We start from the raw sequence: 18,220 nt of genomic DNA, 5'->3' as shown, positions 1-18,220 counted from the left end.
CGACGACGATGGATCACGAGAACACACGACGAACAGTCGTACGAGGAAAAAAGACGGTAAGCACAGAGGGGACCCCGTGGCTTCCGGACGTCAACGCTTTTCGATCATCAGCGACGGGCTGCCGAGCCAGCTCCCGGACATCAATCCGGACGAGACCCGGGAATGGCTGGAATCGCTCGACACGGTCATCAAGACCGAAGGCAAGGGCCGCGCGCGCTACGTGATGCTCCGGCTCCTGGAGCGCGCCCGCGAGCAGCAGGTCGGCGTGCCGAGCCTGCGCAGCACCGACTTCATCAACAGCATCCCGCCGGAGCACGAACCCTGGTTCCCCGGCGACGAGCACGTCGAGCGGCGCATCCGCGCGTACATCCGCTGGAACGCGGCGATCATGGTGTCGCGCTCGAACCGGCCGGAGCTCGGCGTGGGCGGCCACATCGCCACCTACGCCTCCGCGGCGTCCCTCTACGAGGTCGGCTTCAACCACTTCTTCCGCGGCAAGGACCACGGCGAGTCGGGCGACCAGGTCTTCATCCAGGGCCACGCGGCGCCGGGCATCTACGCGCGCGCCTTCCTCGAGGGCCGGCTGCCCGAGGACAAGCTGGACGGCTTCCGCCAGGAGATCTCGCACCCCGGCGGCGGCCTCTCGTCCTACCCGCACCCGCGCCTGATGCCGGACTTCTGGGAGTTCCCCACCGTCTCGATGGGGCTCACCGCGATCGACTCGATCTACCAGGCCCGGTTCAACCGTTACCTCTACAACCGCAAGATCAAGGACACGTCCCGCTCGCACGTGTGGGCGTTCCTCGGCGACGGCGAGATGGGCGAGCCCGAGTCGCTCGGCGCCATCGGCCTGGCCGCGCGCGAGGAGCTCGACAACCTCACATTCGTGATCAACTGCAACCTCCAGCAGCTGGACGGCCCGGTCCGCGGCAACGGCAAGATCATCCAGGAGCTGGAGTCGTTCTTCCGCGGCGCCGGCTGGAACGTCATCAAGGTCATCTGGGGCCGCGACTGGGACCCGCTGCTGGCCCAGGACGCCGACGGCGTGCTCGTCAACAAGATGAACACCACGCCCGACGGCCAGTTCCAGACGTTCTCCGTCGAGGGCGGCGACTACATCCGGGACAAGTTCTTCGGCGACGACCCGCGCCTGCGCAAGATCGTCCAGCACCTCTCGGACGACGACCTGCGCAAGCTGTCCCGGGGCGGCCACGACTACCGCAAGGTCTACGCCGCGTTCAAGGCGGCCCGCGAGCACGTCGGCCAGCCCACGGTCATCCTGGCCCACACCATCAAGGGCTGGACGCTGGGCACCGACTTCGAGGCCCGCAACGCCACGCACCAGATGAAGAAGCTCACCAAGGCCGAGCTCAAGGAGTTCCGGGACCGGCTCTACCTGGAGATCCCCGACTCCGAGCTGGAGGCCGACCTCCCGCCCTACTACCACCCGGGCGAGGACAGCGACGAGATCCAGTACATGCGCGAGCGCCGCGCGGCGCTGGGCGGCTTCCTGCCCAAGCGCACGGTGCGGGCCAAGGCGCTCAAGCTGCCGGGCGACCCGGTCTACGCCGAGCTCAAGAAGGGGTCGGGCAAGCAGAACGTCGCCACCACCATGGCGTTCGTCCGCCTGCTCAAGGACCTCATCAAGGACGACAACATCGGCGCCCGGTTCGTCCCGATCGCTCCTGACGAGTACCGCACGTTCGGCATGGACTCGCTGTTCCCGACCGCGAAGATCTACTCGCCGCACGGCCAGACGTACGACGCGGTCGACCGCAGGCTGCTGCTCTCCTACAAGGAGGCCGAGAGCGGCCAGATGCTGCACGAGGGCATCAGCGAGGCCGGCTCCATGGCGTCCACCATCGCCGCCGGGACCGCCTACGCCACCCACGGCGAGCACATGATCCCGGTCTACATCTTCTACTCGATGTTCGGGTTCCAGCGCACCGGCGACCAGATGTGGGCGCTCGGCGACCAGATGGGCCGCGGGTTCCTCCTCGGCGCCACCGCCGGCCGCACCACCCTGACCGGCGAGGGCCTCCAGCACGCCGACGGCCACTCGCCGCTGCTGGCGGCGACCAACCCGGCCTGCGTGCACTACGACCCGACCTGGGCGTTCGAGCTCGCGCACATCACCCAGGACGCCCTGCGCCGCATGTACGGCTCCACCGAGGAGCACCCGCACGGCGAGGACGTCTACTACTACCTCACCATCTACAACGAGCCCTACCAGCAGCCCGCCGAGCCGGCGGGCCTCGACGTCGAGGGCCTGCTCAAGGGCCTCTACCGCTACAAGGAGGCGGCGTCCCTCGACGACGCCCCGCGCGCCAACATCCTCGCCTCCGGCGTGGGCGGCCGCTGGGCCCTGGAGGCGCAGCGCCTCCTCGCCGAGGAGTGGAACGTCGCGGCCGACGTCTGGTCCGCCACCTCGTGGAACGAGCTCACCCGCGAGGCCGCGGCCTGCGACGAGTGGAACCTGCTGCACCCCGACCAGGAGCAGCGCGTCCCGTACGTCACCCAGAAGCTCCAGGAGGCCGCCGGCCCGATCGTCGCGGTCTCCGACTTCATGCGGGCCGTCCCGGACCAGATCGCCCAGTGGGTACCGGGCGACTACTCGTCCCTCGGCACCGACGGCTTCGGATTCTCCGACACCCGGGCCGCCGCCCGCCGCTTCTTCCACGTCGACTCCGCGTCGATCGTCCTCGCCGTGCTGACCCGCCTCGTCCGCCAGGGCGACCTCAAGCCCGAGGTCCTCCCCCAGGCGATCGAGCGCTACCAGCTCAACGCCGACGTCAGCACCGTCTTCGCCGGCGGCGTGGGCAGCGCCGAGAGCAACACCGGCGGCGACGCCTAGGAAGCACCCGCGGCACAGGGCCCCGGGATCACGACGGTGTAGGCCGTGATCCCGGGGCCCTCGCCTTGGGCGGCCCCGTCAGAGGTGGGTGGCGAGGGCCTCCAGGAGGTCTGCCTGGTCGTCGGCGGAGAGCGGGAGGATGTTGAGGGCGAGGTGCGCCTCGTCGGCGCCCAGCTCGCCGGCGCGGTCCAGGTCGGCGAGGGCGGCCTCGACGAAGGACCTCTCGGTGATCTCGGCTCCGGGGAGGAGCGGGATGACGTTCACGACGACGGTGCCGGTGCCGCCGGCGTCGCGGTACCAGGCGATCTGGTCGCGGGTGTCGTCCCAGTTCACGGCGGTGGTGATGAAGCCGTCCCCGAGGCGGGCGGCACGTTCGATGGTGGGACGGGTGATCGCGCCGAACAGCAGCGGGACGGTGTCGCCCCAGGGCTTCGGGCCGACCTTGGACGGCGGGATCCGGTAGTGCTCGCCGGTGAACTCGACGGGGTCGGGGGCCCAGCAGGCCCGCATCGCCGCCACGTGCTCGACGAAGCCGGCACCGCGTCGTCCGGGCGGGACGCCCGCGGCCGTGAACTCCTCGGGGATGTAGAACGGCGGCAGCCGGGTGCCGCCGCCCTGCCCGACGCCCACGTCCAGGCGTCCGCGGGACAACTGGTCGAGGGTGGCCAGCCTGCGGGCCAGGACGATCGGCGGCTGGAAGATCGAGTTCACGATGCCCGTGGTCACCCGGATACGTTGGGTGTGGGCCGCCGCCCAGGTGAGCATCTCCAGCGACTCCCAGACGTGCGTCTCGGGCAGGCCGGCGTCGTTGCCCCAGTGCGGCCCGACCGGGATGAGGAGCCGGTCGCTGGCCGAGACGGCGTGGAATCCGAGCCGCTCGGCGGTCCGGGCCACGGTCACGACGGCGTCGGGACCGGCGTACGGGGCGATGATCGGCAGGGAGACGCCGATGCGCGGGGTAGGGATGGTGACCTCCAGGGTTGGTGTTCCGGGGATGGGTCGGAACGGGGTCGGAGATCTTGCGGTGGTCCGGACGTCAAGAACGCGGAGCCGGCTCCGACCCACTGGTGAACGGGCCATCCGGCACGAAGGAGACGATGTGAAGTTCCTGCTGATCATGCACATGAACCCGAAGGTCTTCGAGGCCCTGACCGAGGAGGAGCGTCAGGAGGTGATGGGCGGGCACGGCGCGTTCATCGAGACGATCAAGAAGAGCGGCGAGATGATCGACACCGTCGCGCTGGCCGACCCGTCGGAGAGCGCCGTCGTCCGGGTCCGCGACGGCGGCCCGGCGGTGACCGACGGCCCCTACCTGGAGTCCAAGGAGTTCCTCGGCGGCTACTACCTGGTCGAGTGCGAGAGCAGGGAGCGCGCCCACGAGCTGGCCGCGATGATCCCGGACGCGGGAGTCGAGGGCCTGGGCATCGAGGTGCGGCCGGTGGTCTTCCGCGGCACGCCGCAGGACTGAGCGCCGTGAAGTTCGTCCTGAACCTCTACCGGGACCCGCCCTGGGACGAGCGCGACCACGGCGCGTTCCTGGCGGCGGCCCGGGAGGCCGGCGAGCTGGTCGGCGTCCTCGTGCTGGCCGACCCGTCCACCAGCGTCGTCGTCCGGGTGCGGGGCGGCGTCGCCACCGTGACCGACGGGCCGTACCTGGACGCCGGCGACCAAGTCGGCGGGCAGTACCTGGTCGACTGCGACGACCGCGACCGCGCCGTCGAGCTGGCCGGGCTGCTGCCCGGAGGCGGGGTCGAGGTGCGACCCCTGATGGACGCCGCCGGGATGGAGATGTGAGCGAGTCCGACCCGATCGGGGACCTGCTGCGCCCGCTGGCGCCGCAGGTCCTCGGCGTGCTCCTGCGCCGCCACGGCGGGTTCGAGGAGTGCGAGGAGGCCGTCCAGGACGCGCTGCTGGCCGCCGCCACCCAGTGGCCGGACCAGGGCGTTCCGGACAGTCCCCGGTCGTGGCTGGTCACGGTCGCGTCCCGCCGCCTGGTCGACCAGGTGCGCAGCGAGACGGCGCGGCGCCGCCGCGAGGCCGAGGCCGCCGTCCGGGAGCCGTCCGCCGGCGTCGTGGCCGGGCCCGGCGAGGACGCGCCGGGCGACCGCGACGACACGCTCACGCTGCTGTTCCTGTGCTGCCATCCCGCGCTGACGCCCGCCTCCCAGGTCGCGCTCACGCTGCGCGCCGTCGGCGGGCTCACCACCGCCGAGGTCGCCCAGGCGTTCCTGGTCCCCGAGGCGACGATGGCCCCGCGGATCAGCCGCGCCAAGCAGAAGATCAAGGCGGCGGGCGCGACGTTCCCGCCGCGGGCCGACCGGCTGGACGCCGTGCTTCAGGTCCTCTACCTGATCTTCAACGAGGGGTATGCCGCCAGCTCCGGCCCCGACCTGCGGCGCGGCGAGCTGACCGGCGAGGCGATCCGGCTCACCCGCGAGGTGCACCGGTCCCGGCCCGGCGACGGCGAGGTCGCCGGCCTGCTGGCGCTGATGCTGCTGACCGACGCCCGCCGCGCCGCCCGCACCGCCCCGGACGGCGGCCTGGTGCCCCTGGCCGAGCAGGACCGCGCCCGCTGGGACCGCGCCATGATCGACGAGGGCGTCACGCTGGTCAGCGAGGCGATGGCGACCTCCGAGCTGGGCCCGTACCAGCTCCAGGCGGCGATCGCCGCGCTGCACGTCCAGGCCCCGCGCGTCGAGGACACCGACTGGGAGCAGATCCGCGTCCTGTACCGGATCCTGGCCCGCATCGCGCCCAACCCGATGGTCACGCTCAACCACGCCGTCGCCATCGCCATGACGCGCGGCCCCGAGGCCGGCCTCGACCACCTCGCCGACCTGGACGACGACCCCCGCATGGCCCGCCACCACCGCCTGTACGCCGTCCGCGCCCACCTCCTGGAGATGGCCGGCGACCCCGGCGCCGCCCGCCTTCACTACGAACGCGCGGCCCGCCTCACCATCAGCCTCCCCGAACAGCGCTACCTGCAAGACCGCGCGACCCGCCTCGACCCCGACAGATAGGGCAAGATCGACGGCAGGTACCGCCCCGCCGAAGGAGTGCCCATGGTCAAGGACACCATCGCCCACCTCCGCGACCACCTCGCCGCGGCCGCCGGAGACTTCCCCGGCGCCGTCCAGGTCGAGATCGTCGAGGACGAGACCGGCATGTTCAGCGTCCGGCTCGAAAGCGGCGAAGAACTCTTCGTAGCCCTGGCCGCCGTAGTCACCTGACGGTCGGCGGTCGCGCTCCGCGCCCGGCGGGAGGCGTCGGTGGGGGTCATGTGACGGGGATCCAGGCCCAGACGATCTTGCCGCCGTCCTCGTGGCGGAGGCCCCACTCGAAGGCCAGGCAGGCGACCATGAACATGCCGCGGCCGCCCTCCGCCGTGAGGTCGGGTGCGAGGACGACCGGTTCCCGGGATGAGGGGTCCCAGACCTCGATCGCGACGAAGCGCGCGTCCTTGAGGGACACCCGGACGGTGATCGGGCCGCCCCCGGCGTGCCGGTAGGCGTTGGTCACCAGCTCGCTGACCACGGTCAGCGTGTCGTCGTGCGAGGTGACTCCCCACGTCGTGAGCTGTTCGGCCACGTACGTGCGGGCGATCAGCGGAGCCTGGTCCGTGGCCCGGTTGAGAAAGAGGACGGGAACCTCGATCTCCAAATCTGCGTAGATCATGGGAGCCGACCTTCGAAACGGAGGGGGGTGAGCTGTCGGTCACCATGAAGCCACGCTTCGAAGGCGGCTTCTACGAACCTGTGAAACAAGAAAGAGCTCGCCGTTAACGTGCCGGTGAAGGTTCAGGCGGTTCGCCAGGGGCGTTCGGGAGAGCTGAGGGGTCTCGTCAGGCGGGCAGGCCCACGAGCCGGGCGCTGGCGGTCCAGAGGGCTCGGGCCGCCGCGGGGTCGCGGGCCAGTTCGGAGGGGTCGGGCCAGGTGAGGCGTTCGCGGCGCAGGGCTGCGTAGGCACGGCCGTCCGGCGGCGTCGCCGTTCTCAGGGCCAGGTCGGCCAGGGTGTTGCCGGCGGCCGGACGGGTGTTGAGGGTGCTGCTGAACCTGCGCAGTGGACGGCCCAGCGGTGTGCCGAACAGCGACCACGCCATCCGGAGGGGCAGCGACAGGTCCTTGGCCAGGCCCGTTCCGAACACCTGCCCCGGGTCGTAGCTGAGCACGGTGGCCCGCCGCGCCTGGATGTCGGGGTGTTCGGCCAGCGATCGGGCGGTGAGCACGGTGCACAGCTTGGACGCGGTGTACGCGTGCTCGCCCGCCTTCTTCGGACGGGGATGGAGGTCGGGGTCACGTTCGGGGTGGGCCAGCAACTCCGCGTCGGCGTGGCGCGGGGGCGTCAGTCCGGCCTTGGTGGCGGGGTCGTGCGTTCCGCTGGTCGTGAGGACGATCAGCGCCTCGTCCGCCAGCGTCGGCAGCAGCAGCCGTGCCAGCAGGTAGTGGGCGAGGTGGTTGACGGCGAAGGTCGTCTCGAAGCCGTCGGCCGTCCTGCCCCCGGCGTCGGGACGCACGACGCCGGCGTTCAGGACCAGCACGTCGATCGGGGTGCCCTCCAGCCGTTCGGCGAACGCACGGACCGAGGCCAGCTCCGCCATGTCGAGCGGGATCGGCTCGCCCACCGGCGCCGACCGGCGCGCCCCCAGGATCAGCCGGGTGCCGGCCGGCCGGGCCAGCCGCTCGGCCGTGATCGCGCCGAATCCTGACGTGCCGCCGGTCATCACCATTGTTGGCACGCTGCCACCTCGACGGGGGGAGAAGGGACTGCGGAGGGCTCTGCCCGCAACCTACAGGAGCCGCTCAGCCGACGCGGGCGCGGCGGATCACTGGACGCGGCCGGCCGCCGCGGCCTCCTCCGGGCCGCAGAAGGACCGGGTGAACGCGTCGACGGCGTCGCCGCGCGCCTTCCTCGCGCGGGCGCCCAGGCAGAGCGAGGTCGGCTGTTCGCGGGCCCTGGCCGCCTGCACTGGGCCTGCCACGACACGCGTTCTCCGCACGAATCCGCTCCTTCCGGGGGCGATCTTCGCCCGTATTACGGGGCTCTCTCGCGCGGTGGTTCATCATTGATCTGTGCCTTGAATCCACCTGTCGGCTGTCTGAAAACAGAAGGGACGTGCACCATCCTCATCGTGATCACCGGAGGGCCGGGCTCGGGCAAGAGCACGCTGATCGAACGGCTGGAGGCGGACGGCCACGCTCGTACGCACGAGGCCGGGCGTGGCGTCATCCAGGACCAGATGGCCATCGACGGCCCCGGGCTCCCCTGGCGCGACGTCGGCCTCTTCGCCGAGCTGATGCTGAGCTGGGAGCTCCGCTCGTACCACCTCGCGAGCGCGCGGCCCTCCCCCGTCTTCTTCGACCGTGGCGTGCCCGACGTCATCGGCTACCTTCGCCTGGAAGGCCGGCCCGTCCCGGCGCACCTCGCCAAGGCCGCCGCGACGTTCCGGTACGACCGCGTCTTCATCGCCCCGCCCTGGCCCGAGATCTACGAGCAGGACGCCGAACGCAGGCAGCCGTACGAGGTCGCGGTGAAGACCTACGAAGCCATGGTCGCCACCTACACCGACCACGGCTACGACCTCGTCGAACTCCCCAAGGACTCCCCCGCGGCCCGCGCCGCGTTCGTCACGACCCGCTGCGGGCCGCGCGGCTAGGACTTCGCGATCCCCGTTCCGGCTCCGGCACCATCGGTGGGGGCGCCTGGACGGCGCGGGCGCACGTTCGTCATGATGCGCGGATGTGGCGCGAACTGATCGAACGACACACCCCCCAGGCCCGGTTCGCTTCTCCGGCTACGGAACAGGCGCTACAGCAGGCCGAGGAGACCCTGGGGCACCTGCTCCCCAACGACCTGGTCAAGCTGCTCACCGAGACCGACGGCGTGATCGACCCGAACGGCTACAACCTGATCTTCTCCGCCGAACAGCTCCTCAAGGGCAACCTGGAGATGCGCACCTATCCCGCCCTGAAACGGCTCTACATGTCGTTCGAGCAGCTGCTGTTCTTCTCCGACGTCCCCGGCGACGGCAACCTGTTCGCCTACGCCCTCGTCCCCGAGGGCAGACCGGACATCTTCGTCTGGGACCACCGGACCGACGATCGGCGTTCCGTCGCGCCGTCCCTGGAACGCTTCATCGAGGCGTGGCCCGCCGGCCGCATCCAGCTGTGACCCGACGGCTCCCCGGCCCGGCCGTTCTCGCTGGCGCGCGGCCTCCGCCGCCCTCACACTGACGCCCATGGAACACGTCGAACGGCTGGTCCTCCGCACCGTCACGGCCTGCACCGCCGGCCTCGTCCTCGCGGCCCTCCTGATCCTCCTGCTCCGCCCCCTCTTCTAACCCCGGCCCCGCCCCGCAGGACGATGTGACGTCGCCAGAACGCCGGCTGCTCGGTCGAAGATCAGTTCTTCGCGGCGAGGAACACCTGGACGACCCCGGCGATGGTGCCGACGACCGTCAGAAGTGTGATCAGGGTCTGCTTGGACTCGATGGTGGCGACCTGCGGCTCCATCGGCAGCTCCGTGGCCGTACGGTCGTGTGGCCCCGGCGCGGGCGCCGACACCTGGCGCGGCGGTCGCCTGAAGCCGAGCATCCGCAACAGGGCGTCGTTCTTGTAGACGGCGTGCGAAGGCTGGTCCTTACAGGCGATCAGCCGCCCGTACGCCTGGTTCTTGCAGGGATGCCCCCGGCTCGTCTCCACGCCGCACAACGTCGGCACGGCGCACAGCTCGTAGTAGGCGATCACCAGGATCGGAAGGATCCAGAGTTCCACACGCCCCTGGTTCCAGGCGAAGACGCCCAGCAGGATCGCGGCGCCCCACCACATGATGATCTTGTTTCGGTTCCGTTCGGCCCTTGTCGGTCGTCGCGCCATCTCGCGCCCCCCTTGTCGCCTCCGCTCGACGCGAGGAGCGTAAACGCGGACATCGGTGACGTGAATGCACATTGACACACAAAGGCCCACGATTTGTCGTGGTCGTTCTTCAGAGCGTGTCAGGCAGGTCGGGGAACCAGGAGCCGTGGAAGCCCTTGGGGACGGCTCGGGGGGCGTTCGTGCGGACCCAGCGGTTGCGGGAGCGGCGGTGTGCCGCTCGATGACCACCACGGTGCCACAGGGCCTGCACGCCGTCCGGCCTCCCGGTCACGTCCCCGGCATCAGACGACCCTGGCGCAGAGCACTCCCTTGCGGTAGTTCTCCCACGTCCGCGAACCGCTGGGGCACCTGCTCTGGTAGTAGCCGGTGAACTGGAGGATGTAGTCGAACTTCTTGGGGACGGTGCTCTTGCCGCACCCCCACGAGGTCATCAGGCCGTGCCCGGTGATGGACACCCGGCCCTTGGTGTCGCTCTTCCTGCCCAGGAAGCACTCGCCGTCCTTGAACTCCCGCCGCACGCAGAGATAGATCCTGTCCCCGCCGTACGAGGGAGACCTCCACCACGTCTCCCCGTCCAGCGATTCGGCATCGCACGCGCTGCTCGAATCCTCGATGTCGTACACCTTCACGTAGGCGTCGCGCCTGCCGCAGGACACGACGTTCGGCCTGCTCTCGCTCCACTCGCTGAAGTCGTACGGATCCGCGTACGCGTCCAGGCACTCCCCGACCGAGACCTCCTCGAACGCCTCGTAGGTCGAGTCCGGGCTCGGCGTGGCGCTCGGGGTCGACCGCGCGCTCCCCCCGCCCGTGGTGAGCCCGGTCGTCCGGCGCGAGAACGGGGTCTCGCTCGACGACTCCGTCGGGGTCCGGGTCGAACTCGAACCCGCGTTGCTCGACCTGCCGTTCCGGTCACCGTTGGCGATCGCGATCAGCACGACGATCAGCAGCACCCCCACGACCCCGGCCACGATCCCCACGTTCGACGTCACCGACGTCGTCGGAGGCCTGCCCGGCGGCCGCCCGGCCGGAGGCGGCCCGGCCGGAGGCGGCGCCCCCTGCGGAGCCCGCCCCTGCCCGGCCTGAGGTCCGGCCTGCCGCCCGGCCCTCTGCCCGGCGTTCGCCCCGGCCGCCTGCCCAGCGTTCCGCTTCGCCCCTTTCCGCTCACCGCCCGGAGCGCGGTCCCTCCGTTCACCGGCGCTCGGCCTTCCCGCGAAGACCTCGGTCTCGGCGACCCGCGTGGCGATCATCGTGGTGTACGTGTCCGGCAGGGGCATCTCCTCGCCCGTCGCCAGCACGGAATACCGTTCCAGGAACTCCCCCACCGGGGGACGATCGTCCGGATCCTTCTCCAGCCCGGCCGCGATCAGCGGGAGAAGCGACGCCGGGACGCCCGTCAGGTTCGGGTCCTCGCGGCAGACGCGGTAGCCGAGGGCGTCGGGCGGCCCCTCGCCGAAGGGGTGGCGGCCCGTGGCCGCGAAGGCCAGCACGGCGGCCAGGCAGAACACGTCGCCGGCCGGTCCGACGTCGCCGCCCGCGTACTGTTCGGGCGACATGTACCCGGGCGTCCCCACGACCACCGTGGACACGCTCTGCGAGGACCCGTCGAGCGCGCGGGCGATGCCGAAGTCGATGATCCGCGGACCGTCCTGGGCGAGGAGCACGTTTCCCGGCTTGAGGTCACGATGGATCACGTTCTGGTCGTGCACGGCCGCCAGTCCCTCGGCGAGCCCGGCACCGAGCGCCGCGACCGAAGCCTCGGGGAGCGCGCCGTTCTCGTCGACGGCGTCCTGCAACGAGGGCCCGGCGATGTACTCCGTCACCAGCCAGGGCGGATCCGCGTCGGGGTCGGCGTCCACCACCTGCGCGGCGTAGAAGCCGCCGATGCGCCGCGCCGCCGCGACCTCCTTGGTGAACCTCCGCCGGAACGCGGGGTTGTCGGCGAAGTGCGGGTGAACGACCTTGACCGCGACCAGCCGCCGCCCTTGCGAGCGCCCCAGATAGACCTGGCCCATCCCGCCGCCGCCCAGCCGCGCCAGCAGCCGGTACGGCCCGATCCGTTCCGGATCACCGGCCCTGAGCGCCTTGAGTCCTCCGCCGGACATCCCACCTACCCCAGCCAGCCAAACACCAACGTCTACTCGAGAAAGGGTAAACGAGGATGATCGCCCCGCACCATGTCTTCTGACTCGATCGCGTTCGGACCGCGACCCGGCGTCACGGCCGCGGGACACCGGCCGCATACGCCCCGGACACGCGTTGACATGATGTGACCATGGACGAGCCGACGAGGACCCCGCCGCCGCTGACCGGAGACGAACGTTCGACGCTGACGGCCTTCCTGCAGTGGCACCGCGACACGTTCGCCCAGAAGTGCGCCGGGCTGACCACCGACCAGCTCCGCGAACGCGCCGTCCCGCCCTCCGCCCTCTCGCTCCTCGGCCTGGTCCGCCACCTGGCGGAAGTCGAACGAAGCTGGTTCCGCAGGGTCCTGAACGGCGAGGACTGCGGCTTCCGGTGGAAGAAGCACCGCAAGGACCAGACCCCCTTCGAGGTCGCGACCGCCGACCCCGGCGAGGCGTTCGCCGCCTGGCACGAGGAGTGCGCGGGCGCCCGCCGCCTGGAGGAGGCCACCCCGTCCCTCGACACCACCACCGAGTTCGAGGGCGTCACCTACTCCCTCCGCTGGATCCTCGTCCACATGATCGAGGAGTACGCCCGCCACAACGGCCACGCCGACCTCCTCCGCGAACGCCTGGACGGCACCACCGGCGCCTGACCCGCCGGGGCGGTCATCTCCTGGGATTCACCACGCGGGCCGGCGGCTCACCAGTTCGGCTGGCGGGCTTGCGGCCGGGGATCGTGCTGCCGGCAGGCGCGACATGGGCAGGCCACGATGAAGGGTCCGTCGGCGCGCCGGTCGGCGGGCCAGCGGGCGTCGATCTCGGTGGCCGCCGTCAAGCACCCGGGACAGGCGTCGGGACGGTCGGGCCGCCACTGCACGCCGCCGTCCGTGAGGTCGCCGGCGGCCAGGCCGCACAGGGTCAGTCCCCAGTGCCCCGAAGCGTGGTAACGCCGAGGCGAGCCGCCCGAGACCTCGTCCCATCGTTGATCCGGTGGCGCGTAGCAGGGCCGGGTCGGGGTGGGGACGTGGCCGGGTGGGCCGGTATGGAAGAGCTGCGCATCGGCCCGGCACCATTCACACGCGTAGCCGGTCGCCGTCTCGCGGCGGGACCGCCAGGTATAAGCCCGCTTGGTGGGGTGCTCGCAGATCGGGCACGGGCCGATGCCCGTCGGGGGATGCGGGGGCTCCGCGGTGCTGGAGCAGGGCCGCGAGCATCGGGTCGGCCGGTTCCCCGATGCCGTACGCGACGTCCAGCGTCCCCGGCCAGAGCAGGGCGAGCACGGGCGTCGCGGTGATGATCCCGAGGCCCGGCGCGCTCGCGGCCGAGCCCCGGTCCCAGAGCGAGCTGTGCCGGCTGACCGGCATGGACCGGACCACGATGGTGTCCGTGGTGGACGAGCTCGAACGGCACGGCGGCTACCTGGGTGTGAGTGCGGGATGGTCGCGCTCGGCGAGCGTCTAGCAGGGGATGATGTAGGCGACCGGTTCCCGGTTCACGCCCCTGTCCTGGTAGTGGTATGCCGGAGGCATGTACCACCAGCTCCCGTCGCTGAAGTCCGCGAATGGCTGGGTGCCGGTGGTCTGGTTGTTGACAGGAACCACGTCTGCAGGCCGGAGCCGAGGAGCTCGCCGCAGGGACCGCCAAGACCGACGACCCTCCGCTCTTCGGGTCCGAGGTCGGTCCGTGATCGCCTGCCCCAGGTGCTCGTTCACCTCATGATTCGTTCACCTCGCGCTCGGGCGTGACCGCACGAGGAACTGGCTGATTCGCGGAGCCGCGGCTTCCCCTGGCGGCTGGTTGTCGGCTTTGGTGCTGCGGTTACAGGGCGGTGCGGAGGTGGTTGAGGCGTAGGGCGAGTTGGAGTTCCAGGGAGCGGTCGGGGGTCTGCCAGTCGTCGCCCAGGAGCTGGGCCACTCGGTCGAGGCGTTGGGTGACGGTGTTGACGTGGATGTGGAGGCGTTCGGCGGCGCGGGAGAGGCTGCAGCCGGCGGCGAAGTAGGTCTCCAGGGTCTGGATGAGGGCGGTGCCGCGGCGTTCGTCGTAGGCGAGGACGGGGCCGAGGGTCGTGTCGAGGAAGGACGGGACGTCGCGGCCGTCGCCGACGAGGAGGCCGACGAAGCCGAGTTCGTCGGGGCTGGCTCCGTCGCCGGCGCGGCCCAGGGACAGGAGGGCCTCGGCGCAGCGTTCGGCCTCGCGGTGGGCGGCGGCGAGGCCGCCCGGTTCGACGGGGCCGGACGCGCCGGCGGTGGCGGGGACGCCCAGGGCGGCGGCGAGGTCGCGGGCCGCGCGGCGGGCCTCCGGGCCCGGTGAGGTGCCGGGGAGGAAGAGGACCACCTCGCCGCCGCGGGCGGCGGCGAGGCCGTGGTGGAGGGCGGCGTGGGAGGTGGCCCAGAAGCCGGCGCGGCGGCGGTCGCCGTCGTGGCGGGCGACGACGAGGACGTGCGGGGCGTCCAGGTCGACGCCGACGAGCTTGGCGCGGTCGCCGAGCGCCTCCGGGTCGGCGCGGTCGGTGAGCAGGTCGTCGAGGAGCTCGCCGCGGACGCGGCCCTCGGCCTCGGCGACGCCGCGGCGGAAGAGCAGGAGGAGCGCGGTCACCAGGGCGGCGCGTTCGAGGATGCGCTGGTCGGGGTCGGGCACGTCGTCGGGGGTGCGCAGGACGAGCGTGCCGAGGACCTCGGTGCCGGCGACGACGGAGGCGATCCACAGGCCGCCGCGCTGGACGGCGCGGCCGAGGGAACGGGAGGCCGCGGCGGCCGCCTCGATCTCCCGGTCGTTGTGCTCGCCGATGTCGCCGAGGGCCGCGAGGCGGCGGCCCTCGGCGTCCAGGAGCAGGAGCGCGCCGCCCAGGACGTCGGTGACGACGGCGGCGACGTCCTCCACTCCGCCGCCGCGGACGACCAGCGCGGTCATGCGATCGTGGGCCTGGGCGGCGCGTTCGACGGCGTCGTTGCGGGCCTGGAGCTGCCGGTTGGCGGAGGAGAGCTCGGTGAGGGCGGCGCGGGTCTCCTCCAGGAGACGGGCGTTGTCGATGGCGATGGCCGCGTGCGCCGCGAAGGAGGCGAGGAGGATGACCTCTTCCTGGACGAACGGGCGGGCGCTGCGGTTGGCGGCGTAGAGGACGCCGATCACGCGGGCGCCGAGCAGCATCGGGACGCCGAGGATGGCGACGAGGCCCTCCTCGCCCACGGCCGAGTCGATGAACGACAGGTGGTGGAAACGTTCGTCGGCCGGGTAGTCGGCGCTCGTGTAGGGGGTCGCGGTCTGCGCGACGAGGCCGCCCAGGCCCGCACCCATGGGCAGGCGGAGGGCCCGGAACGCGGCGGAGACCGAGCCGTCGGTGACGCGCATGTAGGTGTCGCCGCGCTCGTCGTCGTTCAGGGTCATGTAGGAGATGTCGGCCTGGAGGAGGCGGCGGGCGCGCCGCACGATGGCCTCCAGGACGGCGTCCAGGTCGCGCAGCCCGGCGAGGTCGCCGGCGGTCTCGAAGAGCGCGGACAGCTCGGCCTCCCGGCGGGCGTGGTGCTCCAGGAGCGTCCGCACCCGCAGGGCGGCGAGCTTGGTGCGTTCGAGCTCGGCCAGGTGCTCTGGCGGGGCGCCGGAGGCGCGGGCCTCCAGCAGGGGCGCTTCGAACTCCACCGGGGAGGCCTCGCGGGCGAGGAGTTCGAGGAAGATCTCGCAGGTCATGGTCCGGCCGCTCTCATGGGCCCATGATCCGGCCATCGTCAGTGCGCGGTCCAGCCGCCGTCGATGGCGAACGAGGCACCGGTGACCATCGACGCCGAGGGCGAGCACAGGTAGGCGACCATGTCGGCGACCTCGTGCGGTTCGATGAGGCGCCGGATCGCGGCCGGGGCGAGCATGATCTGGTCGATGACGGCGGCCGGGGCCAGGCCGTGGGCGGCGGCCTGATCGGCGATCTGGGCCTCCACGAGCGGTGTGCGGACGTAGGCGGGGTTGACGCAGTTGGACGTGACGCCGTGGGCGGCTCCTTCGAGGGCCATGACCTTGGAGAGCCCTTCGAGGGCGTGCTTGGCGGCGACGTACGCGGACTTGTAGGGCGAGGCGCGCAGGCCGTGGACGGAGGAGATGTTGACGATCCGCCCCCAGCCCCGTTCGTACATGCCGGGCAGGACGCGGCGGGCGAGGCGGAACGGCGCCTCGACCATGATCCGCAGGATCTGCCCGAACGTGTCGGCCGGGAACTCCGGCAGCGGGGCGACGTGCTGGATCCCGGCGTTGTTGACGACGATGTCGACGTCGCCGAGATCCAGCCGTTCGACGGCCGCCATGTCGGACAGGTCGGCGGTCAGGGCCGTCCCGCCGAGCTCGGCGGCGGCCTCGCGGGCGGCGCCGGCCCGCACGTCGAGGATGGTGACGGCCGCGCCGGCGGCGGCGAGGCGGGCGGCGCAGGCGCGGCCGATCCCGCTCGCGCCGCCGGTGACCAGGGCGTGCCTCCCCGCCAGGTCGAGCCGCCCCGACACGTCGTTTCCGCCGGTCACCGGGCGGTCACTTCCTGGCGGTCGGACGCGGCCGCGTCGGCGGGCGGCGGCGCGGGCCGGCGGCGGCGCCGGGCGGCGAGCAGGTCGCGGGCGGTGCCCCAGACGCCGCGCCGGAACACCAGCACGATCACCACGAAGATGCCGCCGGTGACGAGCCCGGTCTCGGTGAAGCCCGCGGTGGCCAGGTAGTCGTTCAGCTCGACGATCAGCGCGGCGCCGATCACCCCGCCCCACAACGTGCCGATGCCGCCGAGCACGACCGCCATGACGGCCTGGCCCGAGGTGGTCCAGTAGACCTCGTGCAGCGACGCGAAGCCGTGGCTGATCGCGTACAGCCCGCCGGCCAGCCCGGACAGCGTGGCCGACAGCACGAACGCCAGCAGCTTGTACCGTTCGACCGGGTAGCCGAGCGCCTGCGCCCGCGCCGGGTTGTCGCGGATCGACACCAGCACGCGCCCGAACGGCGACCGCACGACCCGCCACACCGCGAAGAGCCCGAGCAGGATGAACGGCAGCCCCGCGTAGTAGAAGTAGAACGGGTCGGACAGGTCCACCCCGAAGAACTCCCGCGGCACCCCTTGGAGGCCGTTCTCCCCGCCCGTCAGGTCGCGCCACTGGTTGACCACGAAGTAGATCATCTGGGCGAACGCGAGCGTCACCATCGCGAAGTAGATGCCGCGCAGCCGCACCGACAGGTACCCGATCGGCAGCGCGAGCACCGCCGCGAACAGTGCGCCGCCCAGCACCGCCACCGGGAACGGCACGCCGCCCCAGTGCACCGCGATCAGGCCGGCGGCGTACGCGGACCCGCCCCAGAACGCGGCGTGCCCGAACGACAGCAGGCCGGTGAAGCCGAGCAGCAGGTCCAGCGCGGCGGCGAACAGCGCCCAGCAGGCGATGTCCATCGCCACCGGCGGATAGATCAGCCACGGCAGCGCGACCGCCACGACCAGGCCGATGACCAGGAGCACCGGCCGCCCGGCCAGTCTGGAGAGGATCACGAGAGCGCCTCCTCGCGGCCGAAGAGCCCGGCGGGCCGCCAGAGCAGCACGACCGCCATCAGGATGAAGACCAGGGTCTGGGACAACGCCGGCACGTACAGGTTGCCCAGCGCCGACACCACCCCGATCGCGAAGCCCGCCGTCACCGAGCCGAAGATCGAGCCGAGGCCGCCGATCACCACCACCGCGAACACCGTGATGATGAGGTCGGCGCCCATCAGCGGGTTGACCGCGCGCATCGGCGCGGCCAGCACGCCCGCCAGCCCGGCCAGCGCGATGCCGAACCCGAACACCGGCGTGACCCACCGGCCGACGTCGATGCCGAGGGCCCGGGTGAGCTCGGGCTTCTCGGTGGCCGCCCGGACGATCGTCCCGACCCGCGTCCGGGTGAGTGCCAGCCACACCAGGACGCAGGTCACGACGGAGACGGCGAGCACGAAGACCTGGTACGCGGGGTAGGTGAAGAGCCCGAGGTCGATCGACCCCGACAACGCCGGCGGGCGCGGGTAGGGCTGCGACTGCACCCCGTACCTGGCCTTGACCAGGTCCTGGAGGATCAGCGTGAGGCCGAACGTGAACAGGAAGCCGTAGAGCGGGTCGAGCGGGGTGAGCCGCCGGATGAACGCCCGTTCCAGCACCACCCCCACCAGGCCGAGCACGATCGGCACCAGGACGAGCGCGAACCAGAAGTTCACGCCGAACGAGTCCAGCAGGATGAACGCCCCGAACGCGCCGAGCATGTAGAACGCGCCGTGGGCGAAGTTGACGACGCCGAGCATCCCGAAGATGACGGCGAGGCCGAGGGCGAGCAGGGCGAAGAACGCCCCGCCCACCAGGCCGTTGAAGGCCTGTTCGAGCATGATGACCT

At 71.7% G+C, this 18,220-nt stretch carries 19 protein-coding genes; 9 read left to right on the top strand and 10 right to left on the bottom strand.

Annotated features, from left to right (window positions below; genetic code table 11):
- The first annotated feature begins 76 nt into the window (after positions 1–76).
- On the top strand, positions 77–2,854 hold the full coding sequence (gene aceE / locus ABZ810_RS32455) for a pyruvate dehydrogenase (acetyl-transferring), homodimeric type (protein ID WP_358409778.1): 2,778 nt from the start codon (positions 77–79) through the stop codon (positions 2,852–2,854).
- Between the two features lie 78 nt (positions 2,855–2,932).
- On the opposite strand, the gene ABZ810_RS32450 is transcribed toward aceE, so the two are convergent.
- Positions 2,933–3,784, bottom strand: coding sequence for an LLM class flavin-dependent oxidoreductase (locus ABZ810_RS32450; protein ID WP_358409966.1), 852 nt, complete (start codon positions 3,782–3,784; stop codon positions 2,933–2,935).
- Between the two features lie 169 nt (positions 3,785–3,953).
- On the opposite strand from ABZ810_RS32450, the gene ABZ810_RS32445 reads away from it, so the two are divergent.
- From ABZ810_RS32445 to ABZ810_RS32430, 4 genes are read left to right on the top strand one after another with little or no spacing between them, the layout of a single operon-like run.
- Positions 3,954–4,322, top strand: coding sequence for a YciI family protein (locus tag ABZ810_RS32445; protein WP_358409777.1), 369 nt, complete (start codon positions 3,954–3,956; stop codon positions 4,320–4,322).
- A 5-nt stretch (positions 4,323–4,327) separates the two neighbouring features.
- Complete coding sequence (locus ABZ810_RS32440; protein WP_358409775.1) at positions 4,328–4,648, top strand: YciI family protein; 321 nt, start codon at positions 4,328–4,330, stop codon at positions 4,646–4,648.
- The gene (locus ABZ810_RS32435; protein ID WP_358409774.1) at positions 4,645–5,877 is read left to right on the top strand and encodes a DUF6596 domain-containing protein; all 1,233 of its coding nucleotides are present in this window, start codon (positions 4,645–4,647) and stop codon (positions 5,875–5,877) included. The genes ABZ810_RS32440 and ABZ810_RS32435 overlap by 4 nt, the downstream gene beginning before the upstream one ends.
- 42 nt (positions 5,878–5,919) lie before the next feature.
- Positions 5,920–6,087: a hypothetical protein gene (locus ABZ810_RS32430; RefSeq protein WP_358409772.1), complete on the top strand. Its 168-nt coding sequence runs from the start codon at positions 5,920–5,922 to the stop codon at positions 6,085–6,087.
- Between the two features lie 46 nt (positions 6,088–6,133).
- On the opposite strand, the gene ABZ810_RS32425 is transcribed toward ABZ810_RS32430, so the two are convergent.
- The 3 genes from ABZ810_RS32425 to ABZ810_RS32415 form a co-directional block, all read right to left on the bottom strand.
- Positions 6,134–6,532, bottom strand: coding sequence for an ATP-binding protein (locus ABZ810_RS32425; protein ID WP_358409771.1), 399 nt, complete (start codon positions 6,530–6,532; stop codon positions 6,134–6,136).
- A 166-nt stretch (positions 6,533–6,698) separates the two neighbouring features.
- Positions 6,699–7,583: an SDR family NAD(P)-dependent oxidoreductase gene (locus ABZ810_RS32420; RefSeq protein WP_358409964.1), complete on the bottom strand. Its 885-nt coding sequence runs from the start codon at positions 7,581–7,583 to the stop codon at positions 6,699–6,701.
- Positions 7,584–7,679: 96 nt separating this feature from the next.
- On the bottom strand, positions 7,680–7,853 hold the full coding sequence (locus tag ABZ810_RS32415) for a hypothetical protein (protein ID WP_358409769.1): 174 nt from the start codon (positions 7,851–7,853) through the stop codon (positions 7,680–7,682).
- 123 nt (positions 7,854–7,976) lie between these two features.
- Between ABZ810_RS32415 and ABZ810_RS32410 the strand changes: the two genes are divergently transcribed.
- Positions 7,977–8,510, top strand: coding sequence for an AAA family ATPase (locus ABZ810_RS32410; RefSeq protein ID WP_358409962.1), 534 nt, complete (start codon positions 7,977–7,979; stop codon positions 8,508–8,510).
- A gap of 83 nt (positions 8,511–8,593) precedes the next feature.
- Positions 8,594–9,025 (top strand): SMI1/KNR4 family protein, encoded by a 432-nt coding sequence (locus ABZ810_RS32405; protein WP_358409767.1) that lies wholly within the window; start codon positions 8,594–8,596, stop codon positions 9,023–9,025.
- Between the two features lie 230 nt (positions 9,026–9,255).
- Here the strand turns inward: ABZ810_RS32405 and ABZ810_RS32400 are convergent, their stop codons facing one another.
- On the bottom strand, positions 9,256–9,729 hold the full coding sequence (locus tag ABZ810_RS32400) for a hypothetical protein (protein WP_358409765.1): 474 nt from the start codon (positions 9,727–9,729) through the stop codon (positions 9,256–9,258).
- A gap of 281 nt (positions 9,730–10,010) precedes the next feature.
- Positions 10,011–11,831 (bottom strand): serine/threonine-protein kinase, encoded by a 1,821-nt coding sequence (locus ABZ810_RS32395; protein WP_358409764.1) that lies wholly within the window; start codon positions 11,829–11,831, stop codon positions 10,011–10,013.
- Positions 11,832–12,001: 170 nt separating this feature from the next.
- Between ABZ810_RS32395 and ABZ810_RS32390 the strand changes: the two genes are divergently transcribed.
- Together ABZ810_RS32390 and ABZ810_RS32385 are read left to right on the top strand one after the other, a co-directional pair.
- Complete coding sequence (locus tag ABZ810_RS32390) at positions 12,002–12,505, top strand: DinB family protein (protein WP_358409762.1); 504 nt, start codon at positions 12,002–12,004, stop codon at positions 12,503–12,505.
- Between the two features lie 580 nt (positions 12,506–13,085).
- The gene (locus ABZ810_RS32385; RefSeq protein WP_358409761.1) at positions 13,086–13,313 is read left to right on the top strand and encodes a helix-turn-helix domain-containing protein; all 228 of its coding nucleotides are present in this window, start codon (positions 13,086–13,088) and stop codon (positions 13,311–13,313) included.
- A gap of 357 nt (positions 13,314–13,670) precedes the next feature.
- On the opposite strand, the gene ABZ810_RS32380 is transcribed toward ABZ810_RS32385, so the two are convergent.
- The 4 genes from ABZ810_RS32380 to ABZ810_RS32365 are packed head-to-tail and all read right to left on the bottom strand — an operon-like array spanning position 13,671 to position 18,212.
- Positions 13,671–15,536: a helix-turn-helix domain-containing protein gene (locus ABZ810_RS32380; RefSeq protein WP_358409759.1), complete on the bottom strand. Its 1,866-nt coding sequence runs from the start codon at positions 15,534–15,536 to the stop codon at positions 13,671–13,673.
- 38 nt (positions 15,537–15,574) lie between these two features.
- Positions 15,575–16,351 (bottom strand): 3-hydroxybutyrate dehydrogenase, encoded by a 777-nt coding sequence (locus ABZ810_RS32375; protein WP_358409757.1) that lies wholly within the window; start codon positions 16,349–16,351, stop codon positions 15,575–15,577.
- Positions 16,348–17,352, bottom strand: coding sequence for a branched-chain amino acid ABC transporter permease (locus tag ABZ810_RS32370; protein WP_358409756.1), 1,005 nt, complete (start codon positions 17,350–17,352; stop codon positions 16,348–16,350). Before ABZ810_RS32370 ends, ABZ810_RS32375 begins: the two co-directional genes overlap by 4 nt.
- The gene (locus ABZ810_RS32365; protein ID WP_358409755.1) at positions 17,349–18,212 is read right to left on the bottom strand and encodes a branched-chain amino acid ABC transporter permease; all 864 of its coding nucleotides are present in this window, start codon (positions 18,210–18,212) and stop codon (positions 17,349–17,351) included. The genes ABZ810_RS32370 and ABZ810_RS32365 overlap by 4 nt, the downstream gene beginning before the upstream one ends.
- Positions 18,213–18,220: the final 8 nt, after the last annotated feature.

This window comes from Spirillospora sp. NPDC047279 (genome assembly GCF_040643285.1).
Taxonomy (GTDB): domain Bacteria; phylum Actinomycetota; class Actinomycetes; order Streptosporangiales; family Streptosporangiaceae; genus Spirillospora.
Note: the sequence above shows the minus strand (reverse complement) of the source record. Positions and strands in the feature narration are given on the sequence as shown.

Coding starts and splice junctions, on each gene's coding strand:
- ABZ810_RS32380 (WP_358409759.1), bottom strand. CDS start 15,536: ATGACCTGCGAGATCTTCCTCGAACTCCTCGCCCGCGAGGCCTCCCCG.
- ABZ810_RS32400 (WP_358409765.1), bottom strand. CDS start 9,729: ATGGCGCGACGACCGACAAGGGCCGAACGGAACCGAAACAAGATCATC.
- ABZ810_RS32385 (WP_358409761.1), top strand. CDS start 13,086: ATGCCGTACGCGACGTCCAGCGTCCCCGGCCAGAGCAGGGCGAGCACG.
- ABZ810_RS32390 (WP_358409762.1), top strand. CDS start 12,002: ATGGACGAGCCGACGAGGACCCCGCCGCCGCTGACCGGAGACGAACGT.
- ABZ810_RS32395 (WP_358409764.1), bottom strand. CDS start 11,831: ATGTCCGGCGGAGGACTCAAGGCGCTCAGGGCCGGTGATCCGGAACGG.
- ABZ810_RS32430 (WP_358409772.1), top strand. CDS start 5,920: ATGGTCAAGGACACCATCGCCCACCTCCGCGACCACCTCGCCGCGGCC.
- ABZ810_RS32405 (WP_358409767.1), top strand. CDS start 8,594: ATGTGGCGCGAACTGATCGAACGACACACCCCCCAGGCCCGGTTCGCT.
- ABZ810_RS32420 (WP_358409964.1), bottom strand. CDS start 7,583: ATGGTGATGACCGGCGGCACGTCAGGATTCGGCGCGATCACGGCCGAG.
- ABZ810_RS32365 (WP_358409755.1), bottom strand. CDS start 18,212: ATGCTCGAACAGGCCTTCAACGGCCTGGTGGGCGGGGCGTTCTTCGCC.
- ABZ810_RS32425 (WP_358409771.1), bottom strand. CDS start 6,532: ATGATCTACGCAGATTTGGAGATCGAGGTTCCCGTCCTCTTTCTCAAC.